Below are 18,590 nucleotides of genomic sequence, written 5' to 3' on the forward strand. Positions count from 1 at the left end.
TGCAGGGCACCCAATGAAACAATCATGGAATTCAACAATCTGCTACTGGAAATAAGCGATTCAATTGCGGTAATTACCCTTAATCGCCCTAAGCAACTTAATGCCTTAAATAAAGAAACTATCGCCGAATTGCATCAGGCCCTCGAAGGACTGAAAAATGATGCTGAAGTTCGGGTGGTGATCTTAACGGGAAGTGGCGAAAAGTCCTTTGTGGCTGGCGCCGATATTAAAGAATTTGCCAATTTCTCCGTAACCGAAGGAACCGAATTAGCGGCCTTAGGGCAGACGAGTCTTTTCGACTATATCGAGAACTATAGTAAGCCCGTAATCGCTGCCGTAAATGGCTTTGCTTTGGGAGGTGGTTTGGAATTAGCGATGAGTGCACATATTCGCATCGCCTCCAACAATGCCAAATTAGGCTTACCTGAAGTTACTCTGGGCTTGATTCCAGGATATGGCGGTACCCAGCGTTTAGCTCAATTAGTAGGCAAGGGCCGAGCCCTGGAAATGATTCTCAGCGCCCAAATGATCAAGGCCGATCGTGCCTATGAAATGGGTCTGGTAAATCACCTTACTGAATTAGACGAATTGCTTCCTACGGCCAAAGGCTTAGCGGCTAAAATTGCCCAAAATTCACCCAATGCTATTCACAGTGCAATTAAGTGTGTGAATGCCGGTTATACCGATGGCATGAATGGCTTTAAGGTGGAAATTGAAGAATTTGGAAAATGCTTCGGCACCGAAGATTTTACTGAAGGGACCACCGCCTTTTTAGAAAAACGCAAACCTCAGTTTTGAGCATTCGCAAAGACTTTAAAATAGAACGCACGGCTCGCTACTACCTCAGTAACGAGCCGTCGTCTTTACAGCCCTATCTCTGCTTTGTTCTGCATGGATATGGGCAGCATCCGGAATTCTTCCTGCGCAAGTTTGAAAAGGCGCAGCGCTCCGATATTCTGTTTGTGGCACCCGAAGGATTGCATCGCTTTTATTTACAAGGATCTTCGGGCCGAGTTGGCTCCAGTTGGATGACTAAGGAAGATCGCCTCAATGATATTGATGACTATTGCCGAATGTTAGATCAAGTGGCGGCGATGATAATGGAGTACCAGCGCTTTGAAAAGGTGGCCATATTTGGTTTTTCGCAGGGCGTAGCTACCGCTTGCCGATGGGCCAATAGCACCAAATTAAAATTCGAAACCTTGATAAATTGGGCCGGAGCCTTTCCTCCCGATCTCGATTTTGAAGCGGCCCTCGAAAACTTTCGCCCCAAGGAATTACATATGCTTTGCGGCGATGATGATGAATTTATTAGTGAGGAACGACTAGAGGAGCATTTAAACTTTTTGAAGGAAAAGGGTCTTCATCCCGACCTTCATCGTTTTGAAGGGAAGCATGATATTTATAACGCGCCTTTAAAGGCCTTGTTGGAGGAGGTTTTTCCTACTCATCCACATCCATAAAGTCATTAAGATCCCGACGCTCCTTTTTGGTGGGTCTACCGGTGCCACGAGGTCGGCTCAGCTTATGCATCATATTGATGAATTGCTGCTTTTCGAGCTCTTCAGCCGTGGTGATATCTCTGATTAAATCTGGAACTAATTTGGCGCCCACCCGCGATTTTGGAATGTCCAAAACTTCAACCTGGTAAAGCACACCATCCTTACGGAAACCAATTCTATCGCCCACCTTCACTTCTCGTGAGGCTTTGGCCGGCTCATCATTAATAATTACCCGCGACTTTTTTAGGGCATCTGTAGCCAGGCTGCGGGTTTTGTATTTGCGAACACACCAGAGGTACTTATCTATACGCATGGGCCAAAAATAAAGAATCCCGGCAGCGTACTGCGCGGGATCCTTTGGATATAGAGGGGGTATTTACACGTTATAATTTCTCTGCTGAAAAAGGAAGCCCGACAGTGGGTGCCGGGATCCTTCGGATATAGAGGGGGTAATTACACTATTTACGGTACACCACTTTTTGGGTGTAGCTACGGTTATCAGTGATCACCTTCATCAGGTAAACACCTTCCAGTAATTCGGCTTGAGGTTGGTAAACCATGGTGTTGGTTCCTTTAAATTGGAAGCCTAAAGCTGCCTGATCTACCATCTTACCGCTTAAGTCGTAAAGCTCTACGCGCACATCGCTGCTATTGTCTAAGTGCAAGTCAATTTGAGCAGCACCGCTAAATGGATTAGGATAAACATTCAATCCATTTTGTACTTGTCCGTACTCGGCAGTGCTTACAGGGTTGCCATTGCCATTGAATTCTACATTGGCGATGTCGAAGCTTACCGGAACGAAGTTGTTATAGTCACCAACAAGTGAGAAAGTCACGTTTAAGATATTGCTCAGGTCAAGCGGGGTGTTTCCGGCAGAAACCAAGTCGGCAAAATCAATGCTGTATGTTCCCATAGCGGCATTTTGCACTGGCACAGTGATACGGTATTGCTCGCTCCAGTTAGTGATATTGCCACTTACCAAGGTTACAATAATCTCGTTCAATCCGCTTAAGCTGGCTTCAAAGGTCATTTGGTTGTAGGCACTTAAGTCTACAGATTTGTGACCAGGACGCAACATGCGGTAAATGCTCACATAGTTCTTTAAGTTACCGGTGAACTGTACATCGCGCTCTAAGTGTTTTTTAGAGTTATCGAAGGTATAGCCACTCTCAGTAAGGGTATTGAAGTTAGTGCTGTTGGCACCTACTACGCGCTCGAAGTCAATTCCCCAAGCACCATCGGCTAAGTACAATACATCGCGACCACCACCGATATCGTTCAAGATTTCGAATCCAGAGTCGAATAAGTATCCGGTGTTCCAAACTACAGTTTCTTCACGTTTAGCAGGATCAAGGCTGATCAATTCACCAAACTGAGTACGGGTAGCTTGCTCGTTGATAGTACGGTTAGCCATGATGTTAATCTCGCTGGCACCTACAGTGTTTACCATAGTAAGGAAGATTTTACCATCCTTATAGTGACCGGTTTTAACATAGGCAGTAGGTACTGCAACGTTGCTGCTGGTTAAGCTGCTTACCGGACCATCCATTTCCATTAAAGTAAGGATGTCTTCTACCAATTGGCGAGTTAAGCTTTCAGATACAGACCAAACCTGGAAGTTGTATACTTTATCAGAAGGCTGGATATCATATTCTTGTTGGTTCCAACGAGCATCGATTTCAATAGTGCCATTGGCTTTCTTGTAGGCTACAAAGGTTACAGCCATGTCTACCAAACCTTCACCTTGATCTAAGTGAGAAAGGATAAAGGTGTGACCCTTGATATTGATCAATTTAATATTCTCTAAAGTGGCACCGTTTAAGCGGTCGCAAATCACTTTGGTGTGGTTATACACCTCATTCTGAGTTTCGATGGCCAGGATGCTTCCTAAACGGTTCTGAGCAGTGTTTAAGTAATCTACAGAGAATACGTTTAAGGCATTGGTGATACCAATTAGATCGGTTGGAGTAGCAATTACCGCAGGAGCGTTTTGAGGACCTACCGCAGGTAAGTAGTCGCTTAAAGCTCCGGTTTTACCTAATTGCTGACTTTGCATATCACTCAAAGTAGGTTGCTGAGCAATGCGATCGTAGAAAGTATGCTGTCCGCGGATGATACGCTCGTAGTTACGGGCGGCAATTAAACGGGCCATTGAACCTTCACTTTCGATACCACCGTTATTGGAACCTGAAGAACCAGTAGCACAGTTTTCACTAGCACTGTTGTTGCTGCTTACAGGATCGGGTTGATTTTGACTCAATACAGAGGCAGTGTTGCTACCATTTCCGTTTACCTGAACGGTAACTTGTAAGCTTTGACCAGTACCACAAACCACTTCAGGAATAGTCCATAAACCAGTTCCGGCATTGTAAGTTCCGCTGCTAGGTCCGGCATGACTTACATAAGTGAAGTTCGCATCAATAACATATTGAATCTGTACGGCAGTAGCAGGTACACCGCAAGTAAGGTTGTCGATGTGGATGGTAAAGGTTACCAAATCACCAACATTAGGAGTGTTATTAGTAACGGTTTGAGTAACCTGCAAGTCGGCAGGACAACGAACACTGTTAATGTCTGCTGTAACAGTAGTTCCATCCAAGTACCAGCTCAAAGCGCTGATAGAAGGGAAGGTAACTGTAAACTCGTTGCTGTGGGTACCGGCAATAAAGCTGGTGTTTTGGCCACGACCTTGTGGAGATGGGCTAAAGCTATTATTAGCTCCAACAGGAATGTTTACAGTAAAGTTATTAGGGTTGTGGTAACCGAATTTAGCCACCACGTCATTGTTCACGTCGATATAAACACAGTTCAATTCTGGGTTTACATTTAAGGTTCCGCTTCCGTTTACAGCGGTGAAAGCACCACAGAATTCAGAAGTACCATTGGCAGTAAGGAAAGAGGTAGCAGTGATAGCATCTCCAGCTACAAAGCCAGCAGGAACAGGAACGGTAAACTCGAAACGGTTGGCATTGCTTTCAGTACCCTGTGCAATTCCATTTACTAAACCAGGACCATAAGATCCGGTGCTGGCATCCATATCATCGCCACTACCTTCAACTTTAGAGAAAAGGAAGCTTTTACCTTGAGGCATATAAGCACCAGTATACTCATCAGCTTCGAAGAATTCTACGGTAGCACCGGCAGGAGCAAATCCTTTTACAGTAAGGTTAGCACCGTTAATGATTACCGCATCGATAATAGGGAAGTTCTGCAATTGGTTACCTCCGGCATCAACATCATTGTTGTCGTTTAAAGTAACATAGGTACCGGTTCCCTTGCGATGGTTATCGCTAGAGCTTAATAAGTCAATACCTAATTGCTTGGAAGTAGTTAAAGGAGCAACAGCAGGAATAACGTTTCCATTGTTGTAAATGCAGTTTTGAGTAATATGGTGTTTTTCAGCCGCGCTGGTAACCAGGATACCGGCACCCACATTGTCATAAATAAGGTTCTTAACGATAGTGTCGCCGTAAGTTCCATAGATACGCATACCGGAAGTTTCGTTACCTAAGCGACCGTTATTGTAAGAAGTGTTGTTCTCAATTTGGTGACCACCGTGAGAGTTGTAGGTATCCAAACCGTTGGCACCATTGTTACGGAAAAGGTTTTCTTTAACTACACAGTTTTCAGTGAAATCAGCTACATCTAAACCATCGGTAATTTGATCTACCAAACCATTGTGGGCAAAGTCGTTTTGATAAACTTCCCAGTCGGCACAACCGGTGCGAAGGAAGCCACCCATGGTAGATCCATAAGCCACATAGTTGTGGTGGAATTTACCATCGTCAACGCCTAAAGCTTGGAAGTTAGGAGCACCATTGATATCGCTTCCGGCAGGAGCCATATCCTGATGAGCTTCAGAACCCAAAACCATATTAAAGGCTTCGAAGTAGCCACCGCCACCGCGAACCAAAAGGTTGGCATTGTCATAGATGAACCATCCGTTACCGAAGCTGTGGATAGCCAGGTCGTTAATAGTAATGTAACGCTCGGTAGCTTGTAATCCCCACTTCAAGTTACCGGCACCGTCAACGATCTCAATTTCGGGACCGTCTACCTGCGCTAAAGCCACGGCATCACAACCTACAGTACCACCGGCTCCGAAGATGGTGGTATTGGTGTTACCAGTGAAAGCAGTTTGAGTGCTGCCATCGATGGTTAAAACACGGTTGTTAATGCTGGGCAACTCAGCGGAAGTTACCAGAATGGTGAATACTCCGGTGCTGGCATTGTAACCGGCGTCGGAAGTAGGAATGTTAAACTCGATACGATCGATGCTCCAGTTTGCATTGGCATCGGTGATTGCTTGACGTAGCGAACCGGGACCCGAATCATTCGTGTTGGTCACGGTTAAAACTTGACCTTGTAAGCTTAAGGCCAACGCTACAAAAAATGTAATACCCCAGAATTTCATAGCTGTAATAATTGAATTACCCAGCAAACCTAATCTCCTTATTAACAAGGCCTGTTAATTATTAGATGAACTGCAAAATGTGTCGATAAGTGGTTGAAAGAAAGCCTGAAACGAATAAAAAGAAACAAGCTCAAAGGCTTGTGGGGCAAGGCTTAAGCGCTAAAATAGAGGAATTCTTGCGTACTATACATTTTAGAGCCATTTTTGTTAAGAATTCATTCCTCTCACATGAAGTGTATTGTTGTTGATGATGACCCCATTCAAAGGGAAGCGATAAAGTCATGCATCTCAAAAGTTAGCGACCTTGAATTGGTAGGTGTATATCCTAATGCCATTGAGGCACGTATCGCTTTGCAAAAGAGGGAGGTAGACCTGATCTTTCTAGATGTTGAAATGCCCGAAATGAGTGGCATTGAATTTCTCGCTAGCTTTAAAGAAGTTCCTCAAGTTATTATGGTAACCGCTAAAAAGCACTACGCTTTTGAAGCTTTTGAATACGATGTTACCGACTATATTTCTAAGCCCATCGACATGGATCGCTTTTCATCGGCGGTGCAAAGAGCCCGTTATTATGAAGAAAACCTGAAAAGACAAGAAATTGAAAATTCACTTTTCATTAAATCAGACGGTGTTTTAGTGAAGTTAAGCGTGGATGATATTTCTTTTGTAGAGGCCTTGGGTGACTATATTAAAGTGGTTACTGAGGAGAAGCGCTACATCGTGCATAGTACCATGAAAGCCTTTGTTGCGAAGCTTCCGGATAATTTTTTACGTGTGCATAAATCACATATTATAAACCTCGATAAGATTCAGAAGCTGGAGGAAAACACGGTCTTTTTAGCGGGTCAGGAAATTCCTGTTAGCCGGAATAATAAAAAGATTCTGATCGATCGAATTTCAGAGTCTAAATAGCTAGGGACCCAAAACATTAGGGCCCTATAAAAATATTAAGCCCCGTCTTTCTGCTGAGAGACGGGGCTTATTTTTCTAATCCCTTAAAGGGATTTCGAAGTCAGAAATTAAATTATTTCGCAGCAGCGTAATTAGCAGCTACAGCGTCCCAGTTAATTACATTGAAGAAAGCTTCGATATAGTCGGGACGACGGTTTTGATACTTTAAATAGTAAGCGTGTTCCCAAACGTCTAAACCTAAGATGGGAGTACCTTTTACTTCGGCCACATCCATTAAAGGATTATCTTGATTGGCAGTGCTGCTTACTTGAAGCTTACCATTGCCATCTACTGATAACCAGGCCCAACCTGAACCGAATTGAGTAGCAGCGGCATTAGCGAAAGCGTCTTTAAAAGCTTCGAATGAACCGAAAGCTTCGTCGATAGCAGAGGCTAATTCACCTGAAGGGTTTCCACCTCCATTAGGACCCATTACAGTCCAAAATAAGCTGTGGTTGTAGAAGCCACCACCATTATTACGAACGGCACCGCCATGCTTGGAAACATTAGCAAGGATGTCTTCGATAGATTGGTTTGCCAAATCACTGCCTTCGATAGCGGCGTTTAATTTGGTGGTATAGCCAGCATGGTGTTTACCGTGGTGGATTTCCATGGTTTGCTGGTCAATATGTGGTTCTAAAGCGTTGTGAGCATAAGGTAATGCTGGTAATTCAAAAGCCATGTTTGATATTTTTTAGTTGATACTTTATGTAATCGAAACAAATCTATCGCTAAGAAAGTTTGTCCCAAACTTCAACAGGAATTATTCTTTGTTGAAGCGGCATCAAAATTACTTATTAAAAAATAGAATTGCTTAGTTTTTGACTATGAATAGATTTCCTGAGTCGATATAAGCTTTAACGAACACGGGCCTTGCCAATAATTTTTCTAAAAAGGCCTGGGAAAAAACGAAAGAGCTGAACGCCCCAAACCTCTTTCCCGCCAATTAGTGCCACGGCTTTGTTGTTTTGAATGGCTTTTAAAGCTTTTTTGGCAAAGACTTCTGCGGGCATCCCATTGGCTTGGGCTTGATCCATCTCACCCAAGGCCTCATTGTTTCCGGTGAGGGCATTTACTGATACTTGAGTGTGAATGAATCCCGGACAGATCAAGTTTACCTTAATATGGGGTTCTTCTGCACGCAGGCTTTCGTAAAATCCATGCAGGGCATGTTTGGCGGCGGCGTAACCCGAGCGATAGGGAGTGGGGATTTTACCTACCAGACTGGAGATGACGACCACTTGCCCTTGTCCATTTTGCCAGCGGTCCATAAAGGCTTTGCTGAGTTCTACATTGGCCAAATAGTCAACTTCCATTAAACGGCGGTACACTTTTAATTCTGTGTCTCTAATTAAGGAGCGCTGTGATAGGCCTCCAGATAGGATGAGAATATCGGGTGCCGACCAAATTTTTTGCAATTCGGCAAGAGCATTTTGGCGCTCCGCTTCCTTTTCTAAATCAAAAGGCAACACTTCTACCTGCTGAGCTCCAAAGACTAAAAGTTCCTTAGCCAATTGCATTAAAACTTCTTTGCGACGTCCGCTAATAACCAGCTTGGCTCCCTTTTTGGCTAGCTCTTCAGCCATGGCTTTGCCAATTCCGGAACTGGCTCCGGTTATCCAGGTTTTCTTGTTTTCAAAGTAATTTGCCGCCATCCTTTAGACCTTTTCTTATTTGCTAATTTAGGCTCAAATGTCCTCCATGCACGAACGCTTCCTTATTTACAATGCCTCAGCCGGTTCGGGAAAAACCTTTCAACTGGTGCGCAATTACTTAAAGCGTTGTTTGAGTACTAAAGATGCAAAGCGCTTCATGCATATCCTGGCCATCACCTTTACTAAAAAGGCCGCTGGTGAGATGAAAGTTCGCCTCATCAAGCAATTAAAGCTCTTAAAGTCCTATCCGGATATTGAAGCAGGAGATCGGGCTTATGCCGAGGAATTAGCCGCTGAACTAGCGATTGATCCCATCGAGTTAAAACACCGAGCTAGTGCTGCCTTATCGGGCATCCTGCATCATTATGCGGCCTTTAATGTGTCTACCATCGACAGTTTTACCAATCGCCTGATTCGCAGCTTTAGCAAGGACCTTAATATTAATGGTCATTTTCAAGTAGAGCTGGATAATGACCGCATCCTGGAAGAGGCGGTAGATCGTCTTTTGGATGAATTGGAAGAGGAAGGTCCTTTTACGGAAGTATTGCGACGTTATATCCGCCAACAGCTTGATGATGAAAGCGCATTTGACAGTCGCAGGCTTTTGATAAATCGCGGAAAGGAACTGTTTCAAGAGCGGGCCTTTCCCTATTTGGAAGCTCTCAAAGAATTAGACCCTGAAACTTTGCTGAACATTGAAGCAGCACTGCGGGGACGGTTAAATCAGTTAAGGGGATCTTTTCAAAAAGAGGCTTCTGACTTTTTACAGCGATGCGAGGAATTGGATCTAGCTGGGGAGGATTTTAGAAGAGGAGGCTTATATTCTTGGGTTCAGGCGATAAGCCAAGCGGACTTCAAGCCATTTAATAAGACTCAGATTGAAACTTTCGAAGAGAAAGGGCCTGAGCATATCCCATCTACCAAGGGGAAAAAGAAGCCGGCTTTAAATGATGCCAATATACTCCAGGATCTTTATGAAAGAGCTAAGAAAATCAAAGACTTAGAGGAAGGTAGTTTCGAAGAATATTGGATTTTAGATCGAGTTCTCAAAGGAATTCATGCTTTAGCCCTATTAGGGGAAATCGAAGTACGAATAGACCAGATAAAGGAGGAAAGTGGCCGAATGCCCATTGGCGATTTCAACAAGATTATCTCTAAAGAACTACGAGAGCAACCAGCGCCCTTCCTTTACGAACGTTTAGGGGATCGTTTTCAAGACTTTTTTATTGACGAGTTTCAGGATACCTCTCGCCTGCAGTGGGAAAACCTCTTACCCCTTTTAAATAATGCTCTGGCATCTGAAGGCAGTAGCACTATGATTGTGGGAGATGCCAAACAAAGTATATATCGCTTTAGAGGAGGCGATCTGCAATTGTTTGTGGACCTTTTTAGTGATAAAGATGCTAGTAATAAAGTCGCTGGTCGGGAGCTCTACCAAAGAAAGGTAGTTCCGATGGAGCATAATTGGCGCTCGCGCTCAGGCCTGGTGGATTTTAATAACCGCTTTTTTGAAACCTTAAGTGCAGAGTTGCCCAATGCCGAGTACCGTGAGATTTATAAACAGGGTAAACAAGTACCCGCAAAGGCAGAAGGAGGCTATATAAGTCTGGAGCTTTTAGACAATAGGCCCAGCCCGGAAATGGAGGACGAGGCCTTACTAAACAGGATAAACGATTTGCTCCAAGCTGGTTATCGGCAAAGGGATATCTGTCTTTTGTCGAGAAGCAATAAAACCGGACGTAGAGCCGCCAAATTTCTTTTGGAACAAGAGGCAAATTTGGACTTAGCTCCCGGAGAGGCCCTGCAAATTCTTTCTGCCGATAGCCTTTTAATTGGCGCTTCCGCTGAAGTGCAGGCTATTATTTCCTTTTTGGAGATGTCGGAATTCCCAAAAGATAAAGAACGTCGTCGGGCTTGGCTAGCTTTGTTTGCGGAGCGTTTCTGCCCTTTTGGTCAAGACCCACATGATTTTAGAAAGGCCTGGTCTGAAAAGAACTTGAAGGAGATTGGGGAGGGATTAAACAGCTTGTTTGGTTCCTTTGATTTTGACCAATGGCAGGCCCAGGAGCTTTTGGAAAAATGCTATCAATTAATGCAGCTTTTCGAAATGCCCTGGCAAAATGATCCCTATTTGCAATTCTTCTTGGATCAGATTCAGGAGTACCAAAGCCATAGTCGCCCAGTAACCGCGGAGTTTTTGCAATGGTGGCAAGAAACCGGATCTGAAAAAAGTTTGAGCATCCCGGAAGACACCAATGCCATTCAAGTTATGAGTGTGCATAAAGCGAAGGGCCTCGAATTTCCGGTGGTGATTTATCTATCGGCTTATGGCGCCCTGCAAAGCGGTGGTGGCTCTACTAATCCTCGCGCTTGGGTAGATTTGGATCCGGATAGCTTTGGCCTCTCTTTTAGCTTTATTGATTTGGTAAAACCACCAATCCCCGAATTTCAACCGCAGTATACAGCTTGGTATGAGGAGGAGCTTTCGAGGATAATGATGGATAACCTTAATATCTATTATGTGGCTTTTACCCGTGCGGAACAGGAGCTGCATATTATCAGCCAAATGCCGTCCAAGACTGGTAATCAGCAAAGCTTCGAATCTTTCTTAAGCCGCTATTTCGAAGCAGAAGAACCGGGTATATATGAGATCGGAAGCCGCCAGGGGCCAGTTAAGGAAGAGGCAGAACAGTTTGGTTTCGAACCCCAAAGCTTTAAGGCTTTGCCCTGGATGGAAAAACTGGAACTTATAAGCAATGTGCCTAGGCACTGGCAACACGATAAACTGGCAGATGCCCGTTGGGGAACCAAGATGCATCAATTACTAGCGCAAATCCGCAAGTCTAGTGACCTTGATCAGGTATTAAAAAGAGCTCAAAATGAATCCTGGTTGGATGAAGAGGACTTGATTCAGCTGAAACCTCAGCTTAATAATTTATTGAATCACAAAGATTTGGCGGAACTCTACCACCCTGATGGCCGGGTTTATAATGAAAGAAGCTTATTGGTACCTGGACAAGGAAAGCGGATTCCCGATCGTTTGGTGTCTTTAAATGATCGGTGGTACCTAGCCGATTACAAGACTGGGGTTGAGTTAGCGGCGCATCAGCAACAGCTGCAAGACTATGCCCAACTTCTTAAAGAAGCCGGCATAGAATTACAAAAAGCGGTACTAATTTATTTAGGGGAGGAGCTAAAGGTGGTAAAGCTAAAGCTCTGATAATCATTTTAAAACTCCAAGCTCCTTACCTACTTTGGTAAAGGCGGCAATGGCGCGATCTAAATGTTCTTGTTCGTGGGCGGCACTTAATTGTACACGAATCCGGGCTTGACCCTTTGGTACAACGGGGTAGAAGAAGCCAATCACATAGATGCCTTCCTTAAGAAGTGCATCGGCAAATTGTTGTGAAAGGGCGGCATCATAAAGCATAATGGGAACAATAGCAGAGTCTCCGTCTTTAATATCGAAACCTGCTTCGCGAATTCCTTTTTTGAAGTAATTCACATTATTCTCCAGCTTATCACGTAATTCGGTGGTTTCGCTTAAAAGGTCAAATACCGCGATAGAGGCACCTACAATAGCTGGGGCCAAGGAATTAGAGAATAAGTAGGGACGAGAGCGCTGACGCAGTAAGTCGATAATTTCTTTTCGACCGGTGGTAAAGCCACCCATGGCGCCACCAAGAGCTTTTCCTAAGGTTCCGGTAATAATATCTACTCGACCCATTACATTATTAAGATCATGGGTACCACGTCCGGTTTTACCGATAAAGCCGGTAGCATGGCATTCGTCTACCATTACCAGCGCATCGTATTTTTCGGCCAGGTCGCAAATTTTGTCCAATTGTGCCACATAGCCGTCCATGCTAAATACTCCATCGGTCACAATAATTTTGAAACGAGCGGTTTCGGAAGCGGCCTGCAATTGTTTTTCCAGGTCTTCCATATTATTGTTCTCGTAGCGATAGCGCGCGGCTTTACATAAGCGAACTCCATCGATAATGGAAGCATGGTTGAGGCTATCCGAGATAATGGCATCTTCGGCACCTAAAAGCGGTTCAAATACACCACCATTGGCATCGAAGGCTGCAGCATAAAGGATGGTATCCTCTGTTCCGAGGAAGTCGGCGATCTTTTGCTCCAGTGTCTTATGAATATCTTGAGTTCCGCAAATAAAGCGCACGGACGACATGCCAAAACCATGAGTATCCAAACTTGCTTTGGCTGCTTCAATTACTTTAGGATGTGAAGAAAGACCGAGGTAATTATTGCTGCAGAAATTGAGCACTTTTTGCCCACCCTGCACGGTAATTTCGGCGCCTTGTTCGCCGGTGATAATGCGTTCGCGCTTATAAAGTCCGTCAGCTTCAATTTGTTGAAGTTCTGATTGTAAGTGCGCTTGTAGTTTACCGTACATAGTTTTTCATTTAGGTGAGGCCACAAAGATAAAAAGCATGCCCAATGACCGCACGCTTTCTGCTAATTTAGGCGCATGAATAGCCACCTTAAGAATCTGGAGCAAGAGCTATTGCTCAGTCTGGAAGATCTGATTTTATCGCGCAGTGAAAAACGCAGCCTTAAAGCCTTACTAGCTGAACATGAATTAAACGCTCAACAGCGGGACTGGCTGCTTAGTAGAGTGCGAGATTTCGCGATGGATCGGGTAGAGGGAGCTAAAACCGAATTGATCTTGGGCTGGTTTTACGAATGTGTGAAGCTTTTAAAGGAACCGGCAGGTTCGGAATCTACGCATGGCCGGGCCTATTTTAGTCCGGGAGAGGATTGTCGAGATGCTATTCTAAGTCAGTTGCGATCTGCCGCCCACAGTATCGATATCTGTGTATTTACCATTAGCGACGATATTATCCGTGATGCCATAGTTTCGGCCTACAAAGTAGGAAAGCGGGTGCGCATTATTAGCGATAATGACAAGAGTGAAGATATGGGCTCGGATATCGATTTTTTACACCGAATTGGGATTCCTATTCTTTTGGATAAAACCGAGGATCACATGCATCATAAATTCGCCCTCTTTGATGATAAGGTATTGCTAACGGGCAGTTATAATTGGACCCGTTCGGCGGCGGAGCGCAATTATGAGAACCTTGTATTAAGCGAAGACCCTGTATTGCTGAGGGCCTTCCGCTTAGAGTTTGATCGTATTTGGGAGCATTTGGATTAGGCGCAAGCCCGGCAAATACCATGAATTAAAACCTCCGTGCTTTCTGGGATAAAACCCTCTGGCACAGCAATTTTAGGTAAGGTGTTTTCCTCCAAACAATAGGTTTGATCGCAATTGTGGCATTTGAAATGTAAATGCGAATCATGATGATGCTCCGGAGAGCAAGAACCGTGGCAATAGGCGTATTTCACCGAAACCACATCATCCGGAACCTTGTGAATAAGACCCTGCTGTTCGAAATCTTGTAAAGTGCGGTATAAGCTGGCCCGGTCGAGTTTTCCTTCAAAGGCCTGACTGAGTTCGCTATGTGAAACAGCGGCTTTTTGCTGCATCACAAAATGGAGTACTTGAATACGGCCCAGCGTTCTGCGCAGGCCATGGGAGCGTAAGATTTCTTCAGCTGTATCTGTCATTAAATCACTTCAATTTCGGCGGTATAAATACCGTAGTTTCCTTCTGAATCTTTGGCGCTAATGTACAATTCATAATGTCCAATCTCGGCTGTAGAAGGAATGCTGATACTAAGGCTTCCTAAATCAAAGCTGAGGTCGGAGCCTCCATCCAAATCCTTATCAAAGGAGAAAATGGTGCTGGAATAGCTTTTATGGCTGTGTTCAGATTCTTCGCGCACTTGAATTACTATTTCGGCCAGATCGATATTGTCGGTCACGCTACCAGTAAGATTAAAGCTTTGACCTTTAGTAATCTGGAAACCTTGAGAGAAATCAGGGTCGGTAATACTAATTTGAGGTTCGCTGCCATTGCGAAGGACAAAGTCGAGTTCGGTGAATTCAGATTCATTTCCAGCCGCATCCAATAGCCTTAAGATGAGGTGGTGGGGACCGGCGGTTACCGGATCGGGCACTTGCAGACTTTCCTTAAAAGTAGTTTGGCTACCGCTTAAATTATAAACTTCACTAAGGGTCCAGGTGCTGGAAAGTTTACCATGACTATGGCCATCGAATTGATCGTGCAAATCAAGCTTTAATTGACCCAAGGCCTCATTGTCTGAAACCTCTACCGCCAGGTTAATGGCTTCTCCAGCATTGAATTCTAAATCATGATCTTCTCCGTTTAAAGTAGCAGAAAGGATCACTGGCGCGTCCAGATCCTGATTGTCAGAGTCATTAGAGCAAGCAGAGCCAAGAGCTAAAACAGATAGAAAGAGAGCAGTTTTACGCATGTGTTTTTCTTTTGCGCAAACATATTGCTTTTACAACAATGTTGCAATTAAAAAGAGTAAGAAATGCCGGCCACTATATTTCGACCTTGTTCCGGCAGGTTTAATATGCGGTAACGGGAAAGATGCCGTAGATAGAAAGTATCAAAGAGATTGTGCACGGCAATATGTACCTGCAGTTGTTGATCGGCCCATTTCAATTTATAGGCGGCTTGGAGTCCAAATAGATGATAAGCAGGACTGGCCTTTTCATTGCGATCGGTACGGTTTTGAGCGAAGGTATAGCGCCAATCCGCCGAAAGGTACCAGCTATTCGCCTCCCATTTTAAAGTACTAAGGTTAGACCAGGGTGGACTAAAGGGAAGAGGCAATTGGGTATTGAGATTTCGATTGACCAGTAATTCACTGGCATTACTCCAATGCAATTGTTTCCAGGGATGCCAGTCCCAATAAAGTTCGGCCCCGCCTTGTAGAGCGGGTGCTTGCTGATACTCATACACCTGGCCAGCTTCTGGCAAATTGGAAAATCGCGCGGTGGGCCGCAGGAAGAGCATATTCTCGAAATAGTAGAAATAAGGGCTTAGTCGAATTAACCATTCTTCATTCTGATATTCGACCAGGCCATCTACTTGCCAAGCGATTTCTGGATTAAGTTGGGCATCGCCTACTTCATGTCTAAAAGTACCATGATGCACACCATTGGAGCTTAACTCAGCAATATTTGGCGCTCGGAAGCTACGGGCCAGATGCAATTTCAATTGCCAGGATTCGCGTAGGATATAGGAGAGACCAAATGCAGCAGCCAGATTAGAAAATTGGCGATCTATCGCCGGAGAGCGCAGCACCAGGCTATCAATATTATTCCACCAACGAGTTATACCTTGGGGAGATTGATGTTGGCGGTATTCCCAACGCAAGCCGCCATCCCAAAAGAGATTGCTTTGAAATTTACCCTTGCTCAGTACATATAGCCCGGATTGATAGGCTCCATATTCCGGGATTAAAAATTCGAATCCACTTTGATGATTGCGTTGATATTGCTGGGCGATTCCTGCGACGAAATCTTGCTCTAGCCAATGGAAACGATAGCGCGCATTGGCCTGTAAGCTGTGGAGTTTAAGTCCCAGCGCGAGATAGTCATTACTGTCGAGTTCAGCAAAGCCATGAGCGTGGGGCAAGCTTTTTTCGGCCCGGTCATTAAATTGATAACCGGCTTCGATTTCCAACCAATGATCCTGAATTTTAATGTTTTGCAGGGTATAGGCTTTGTAATGCTGAATTTCCTGGCGTGGCAAATCAATATTGCGGGTTTCCCCGATATTGCCCACATCAAATGCCCGAGGAATGCCGGTTGCTCCGGGATACATTCCTTGCTTCTGATCATAAACAGAGAAGCTATAACGCGCCCGGTATTGATTGCTGTTCCAGTTAATATTCCACTGCGCAGATTGTTGTTCGCCAGCAGTGTTTTTTAAAGTGTGATCGGTAATGGGTAGGATATAGCCATTATAAGTAAAGCTTTCAGCGGGTACCCTAAAGTCGCTGTAGCGCTTGCGGCTAAGGCGTAGGCTAGTGCTGAATTTATCTTTTCGATAGGCAGCATGTACCGAATTTCCCCAAGCCTGATTATTGCTATGATAAACGCTTTGCAGTCCGCCAGACCAGGTTCTTTCCGGTAGATCCTCCGCCAATAGTCTCAGGGCACCAGCCAGGGCATCACTTCCGTACTGAAGCGCGGCCGGTCCTTTGATCAGTTCCATACCTTGCACTTGGAAAGGGTCGATTTCTAAACCATGATCCAAGCCCCATTGCTGACCTTCTTGCTTAATTCCTTGATCGATAACCGCTACCCGATTTCCCATAAAACCGCGAATAACAGGTTTCGAAATACCCTGGCCTGTATTGAGGGCATTAATCCCGGGCATTCTTTCCAGTATTGAAGCCAAATCAATTTGGGAGGCTTGCTCTTCCTCTTTGGGATGCAGAATGAGCATTTCCTGAGAATACTTTTTTCGACTTTGATTGAGCATTCCATCTTCAATGAGAAGCTCATCTAGCTCAATCCTACTGGGGATCATGGCCAGAATAAGGCTCTTCTCTTCGGGAAAATGTAGATCCCTTTCTTCGGCCAGGTAGCCTTCTTTTTCGAAATGCAAATGATAGTGGCCCGGCAGTAAACTCATCCGGATAAAACCACTGCTGTCGCTAAAGCTGGATTGCTCCGTTTCGTGAATGGTAAGACGCACCCCTGCTAAGGCCTCTCCTTTGTAAAGGTCTTTGAGCTGTACTTCTAAGGTAGCTTCCTGGGCATAGGAGTTCCAGCCCCAAAGGAGGAAAAAAACTAAGCCTAGCGCTCTATTTAAATAAGCCGAGGATATCGTTACCATTGGCCAGTACGATTAGCGCCAATAAGATGAAAAAGCCTACCATTTGCGCATATTCGAGCACCTTATCTGATGGTTTGCGGCCGGTAATCATTTCAATTAAAACGAATACCACATGGCCTCCATCCAGGGCCGGGATAGGCAATATGTTTAAGAAGGCGAGCATAATGCTTAGGAAGGCAGTAATGCCCCAGAACCATTCCCAATCCCATTCATTAGGGAATTGAGATGCAATTGCGATAAAACCACCCACTTTCTTATACGCACCGGTGCTGGGGGTGAAAATCATTTTTAATTGACGGATATAATCCTTTAAAACACCAGTTGTCTTGTTCCATCCTGCGGGAATAGCTTCTGCCAGGGTGAATTTTTGACTTTCTAATTGGAAGTATTTTTTCAGCTCAATTTTATTCTGAGGCGCGATGCCAATTTTCCCACTCTCGGGCACAGCTACAGAGATATTCAGATATTCATCACCACGTAAAAGACCTAATTGAATGGTATCGCCAGCATATTCGGGGATAATGTCATGGATCATATCAGCCGTAAGGTTCTCTTGATCATTTACAGCTTTAATCCAATCCCCAACTTCAACCCCTGCATCTTTAGCAGAAGAAGTATCGCCAAATGCTTCAATTACAAAGGGAAAACGCAGTTGAACGATGGCGCCATCTCCTTCTAAAAGTTTGGCTTTATCTTCTGGATTAACCTGAATTTCCATGGCTTCACCATTGCGGATAATACCAATGCTGTTTTCACTTAAAACTAGCTCTTTATTGATTTCCGAATAACGGGCAATGGCTTTACCATCAACACTAGTAACCAAATCACCGGTTTCCAGGCCAATAGCTTTACCTTTTTCACCTACCATCAGGCCGTTTTCGATATTATCTATCGGAAGGTATGCTTCACCATAGTACATGAACATTCCGATATAAATCACAATCGCCAAGATCACATTCACGGTTACCCCACCTACCATAATAATCAATCGCTGCCAGGCCGGCTTTGAACGAAATTCCCAGGGTTTGGGTTCTTCCTTCATCTGGTCGGTATCCATGCTCTCATCGATCATCCCGGCAATCTTCACATAGCCGCCCAGGGGAATCCAGCCAATGCCATAAACCGTTTCTCCAATCTTCTTTTTAAAGAGCGAGAACTTATAATCAAAGAAGAGGTAGAATTTTTCCACCTTGGTTTTAAAAATCTTAGCCGGAATAAAGTGTCCGAGCTCATGCAGAATAATGAGCAGGGATAAGGAGAGTAAAAACTGGGAGGCCTGTATAATGATTTCCATCGAGTATCTTCAAAATTTCGGAAG

General features: G+C 44.5%; 14 protein-coding genes. 5 read left to right on the forward strand and 9 right to left on the reverse strand.

The features are described from left to right. Positions 1-24: 24 nt before the first annotated feature. Positions 25-798: an enoyl-CoA hydratase-related protein gene (locus H4K34_RS08535; RefSeq protein WP_210760403.1), complete on the forward strand. Its 774-nt coding sequence runs from the start codon at positions 25-27 to the stop codon at positions 796-798. Next, positions 795-1,463 carry an alpha/beta hydrolase gene (locus H4K34_RS08540; protein WP_210760404.1) on the forward strand — a complete coding sequence of 223 codons (669 nt, stop codon included), beginning with the start codon at positions 795-797 and terminating at the stop codon, positions 1,461-1,463. The genes H4K34_RS08535 and H4K34_RS08540 overlap by 4 nt, the downstream gene beginning before the upstream one ends. On the opposite strand, the gene H4K34_RS08545 is transcribed toward H4K34_RS08540, so the two are convergent. Both H4K34_RS08545 and H4K34_RS08550 read right to left on the reverse strand, forming a co-directional pair. Further along, positions 1,444-1,815, reverse strand: coding sequence for an RNA-binding S4 domain-containing protein (locus tag H4K34_RS08545; RefSeq protein WP_210760405.1), 372 nt, complete (start codon positions 1,813-1,815; stop codon positions 1,444-1,446). The two genes, H4K34_RS08540 and H4K34_RS08545, sit on opposite strands and share 20 nt — an antisense overlap. A gap of 145 nt (positions 1,816-1,960) precedes the next feature. Continuing rightward, a complete protein-coding gene (locus H4K34_RS08550) occupies positions 1,961-5,917 on the reverse strand; it encodes a T9SS type A sorting domain-containing protein (protein WP_210760406.1) in 3,957 nt (1,318 codons plus the stop codon). A gap of 228 nt (positions 5,918-6,145) precedes the next feature. Here H4K34_RS08550 and H4K34_RS08555 point away from each other — a divergent pair, with 228 nt between their 5' ends. Continuing rightward, entirely contained in the window at positions 6,146-6,829 is a 684-nt protein-coding gene (locus tag H4K34_RS08555; RefSeq protein WP_210760407.1) for a LytR/AlgR family response regulator transcription factor, read from the forward strand. A gap of 112 nt (positions 6,830-6,941) precedes the next feature. On the opposite strand, the gene H4K34_RS08560 is transcribed toward H4K34_RS08555, so the two are convergent. Together H4K34_RS08560 and H4K34_RS08565 are read right to left on the reverse strand one after the other, a co-directional pair. Next, on the reverse strand, positions 6,942-7,550 hold the full coding sequence (locus tag H4K34_RS08560) for a superoxide dismutase (protein ID WP_210760408.1): 609 nt from the start codon (positions 7,548-7,550) through the stop codon (positions 6,942-6,944). 175 nt (positions 7,551-7,725) lie between these two features. Continuing rightward, complete coding sequence (locus tag H4K34_RS08565) at positions 7,726-8,523, reverse strand: SDR family NAD(P)-dependent oxidoreductase (RefSeq protein WP_210760409.1); 798 nt, start codon at positions 8,521-8,523, stop codon at positions 7,726-7,728. Positions 8,524-8,569: 46 nt separating this feature from the next. On the opposite strand from H4K34_RS08565, the gene H4K34_RS08570 reads away from it, so the two are divergent. Continuing rightward, positions 8,570-11,743 carry a UvrD-helicase domain-containing protein gene (locus H4K34_RS08570; protein WP_210760410.1) on the forward strand — a complete coding sequence of 1,058 codons (3,174 nt, stop codon included), beginning with the start codon at positions 8,570-8,572 and terminating at the stop codon, positions 11,741-11,743. A gap of 3 nt (positions 11,744-11,746) precedes the next feature. Here H4K34_RS08570 and kbl read toward each other — a convergent pair whose 3' ends face one another. Next, complete coding sequence (gene kbl, locus H4K34_RS08575; protein ID WP_210760411.1) at positions 11,747-12,940, reverse strand: glycine C-acetyltransferase; 1,194 nt, start codon at positions 12,938-12,940, stop codon at positions 11,747-11,749. A gap of 75 nt (positions 12,941-13,015) precedes the next feature. Here kbl and H4K34_RS08580 point away from each other — a divergent pair, with 75 nt between their 5' ends. After that, positions 13,016-13,705, forward strand: a complete 690-nt coding sequence (locus H4K34_RS08580) for a phospholipase D-like domain-containing protein (RefSeq protein ID WP_210760412.1) — start codon at positions 13,016-13,018, stop codon at positions 13,703-13,705. Here H4K34_RS08580 and H4K34_RS08585 read toward each other — a convergent pair. From H4K34_RS08585 to rseP, 4 genes are read right to left on the reverse strand one after another with little or no spacing between them, the layout of a single operon-like run. Beyond that, positions 13,702-14,118 (reverse strand): Fur family transcriptional regulator, encoded by a 417-nt coding sequence (locus H4K34_RS08585; RefSeq protein WP_210760413.1) that lies wholly within the window; start codon positions 14,116-14,118, stop codon positions 13,702-13,704. The genes H4K34_RS08580 and H4K34_RS08585 overlap by 4 nt on opposite strands. Further along, positions 14,118-14,888: a DUF4625 domain-containing protein gene (locus H4K34_RS08590; RefSeq protein ID WP_210760414.1), complete on the reverse strand. Its 771-nt coding sequence runs from the start codon at positions 14,886-14,888 to the stop codon at positions 14,118-14,120. Before H4K34_RS08590 ends, H4K34_RS08585 begins: the two co-directional genes overlap by 1 nt. Positions 14,889-14,935: 47 nt before the next feature. Next, on the reverse strand, positions 14,936-17,272 hold the full coding sequence (locus tag H4K34_RS08595; RefSeq protein WP_210760415.1) for a TonB-dependent receptor: 2,337 nt from the start codon (positions 17,270-17,272) through the stop codon (positions 14,936-14,938). Beyond that, positions 17,241-18,566, reverse strand: a complete 1,326-nt coding sequence (gene rseP, locus H4K34_RS08600) for an RIP metalloprotease RseP (protein ID WP_210760416.1) — start codon at positions 18,564-18,566, stop codon at positions 17,241-17,243. Before rseP ends, H4K34_RS08595 begins: the two co-directional genes overlap by 32 nt. Between the last annotated feature and the right edge of the window lie 24 nt (positions 18,567-18,590).

The sequence above is a fragment of the Croceimicrobium hydrocarbonivorans genome (assembly GCF_014524565.1).
Taxonomy (GTDB): domain Bacteria; phylum Bacteroidota; class Bacteroidia; order Flavobacteriales; family Schleiferiaceae; genus Croceimicrobium; species Croceimicrobium hydrocarbonivorans.

What these genes read in the sequence shown, in the direction of transcription:
- H4K34_RS08535 (WP_210760403.1), top strand. Translation starts at nt 25, where the DNA reads ATGGAATTCAACAATCTGCTACTGGAAATAAGCGATTCAATTGCGGTA.
- H4K34_RS08545 (WP_210760405.1), bottom strand. Translation starts at nt 1,815, where the DNA reads ATGCGTATAGATAAGTACCTCTGGTGTGTTCGCAAATACAAAACCCGC.
- H4K34_RS08550 (WP_210760406.1), bottom strand. Translation starts at nt 5,917, where the DNA reads ATGAAATTCTGGGGTATTACATTTTTTGTAGCGTTGGCCTTAAGCTTA.
- H4K34_RS08555 (WP_210760407.1), top strand. Translation starts at nt 6,146, where the DNA reads ATGAAGTGTATTGTTGTTGATGATGACCCCATTCAAAGGGAAGCGATA.
- H4K34_RS08560 (WP_210760408.1), bottom strand. Translation starts at nt 7,550, where the DNA reads ATGGCTTTTGAATTACCAGCATTACCTTATGCTCACAACGCTTTAGAA.
- H4K34_RS08565 (WP_210760409.1), bottom strand. Translation starts at nt 8,523, where the DNA reads ATGGCGGCAAATTACTTTGAAAACAAGAAAACCTGGATAACCGGAGCC.
- H4K34_RS08570 (WP_210760410.1), top strand. Translation starts at nt 8,570, where the DNA reads ATGCACGAACGCTTCCTTATTTACAATGCCTCAGCCGGTTCGGGAAAA.
- kbl (WP_210760411.1), bottom strand. Translation starts at nt 12,940, where the DNA reads ATGTACGGTAAACTACAAGCGCACTTACAATCAGAACTTCAACAAATT.
- H4K34_RS08580 (WP_210760412.1), top strand. Translation starts at nt 13,016, where the DNA reads ATGAATAGCCACCTTAAGAATCTGGAGCAAGAGCTATTGCTCAGTCTG.
- H4K34_RS08585 (WP_210760413.1), bottom strand. Translation starts at nt 14,118, where the DNA reads ATGACAGATACAGCTGAAGAAATCTTACGCTCCCATGGCCTGCGCAGA.
- H4K34_RS08590 (WP_210760414.1), bottom strand. Translation starts at nt 14,888, where the DNA reads ATGCGTAAAACTGCTCTCTTTCTATCTGTTTTAGCTCTTGGCTCTGCT.
- H4K34_RS08595 (WP_210760415.1), bottom strand. Translation starts at nt 17,272, where the DNA reads ATGGTAACGATATCCTCGGCTTATTTAAATAGAGCGCTAGGCTTAGTT.
- rseP (WP_210760416.1), bottom strand. Translation starts at nt 18,566, where the DNA reads ATGGAAATCATTATACAGGCCTCCCAGTTTTTACTCTCCTTATCCCTG.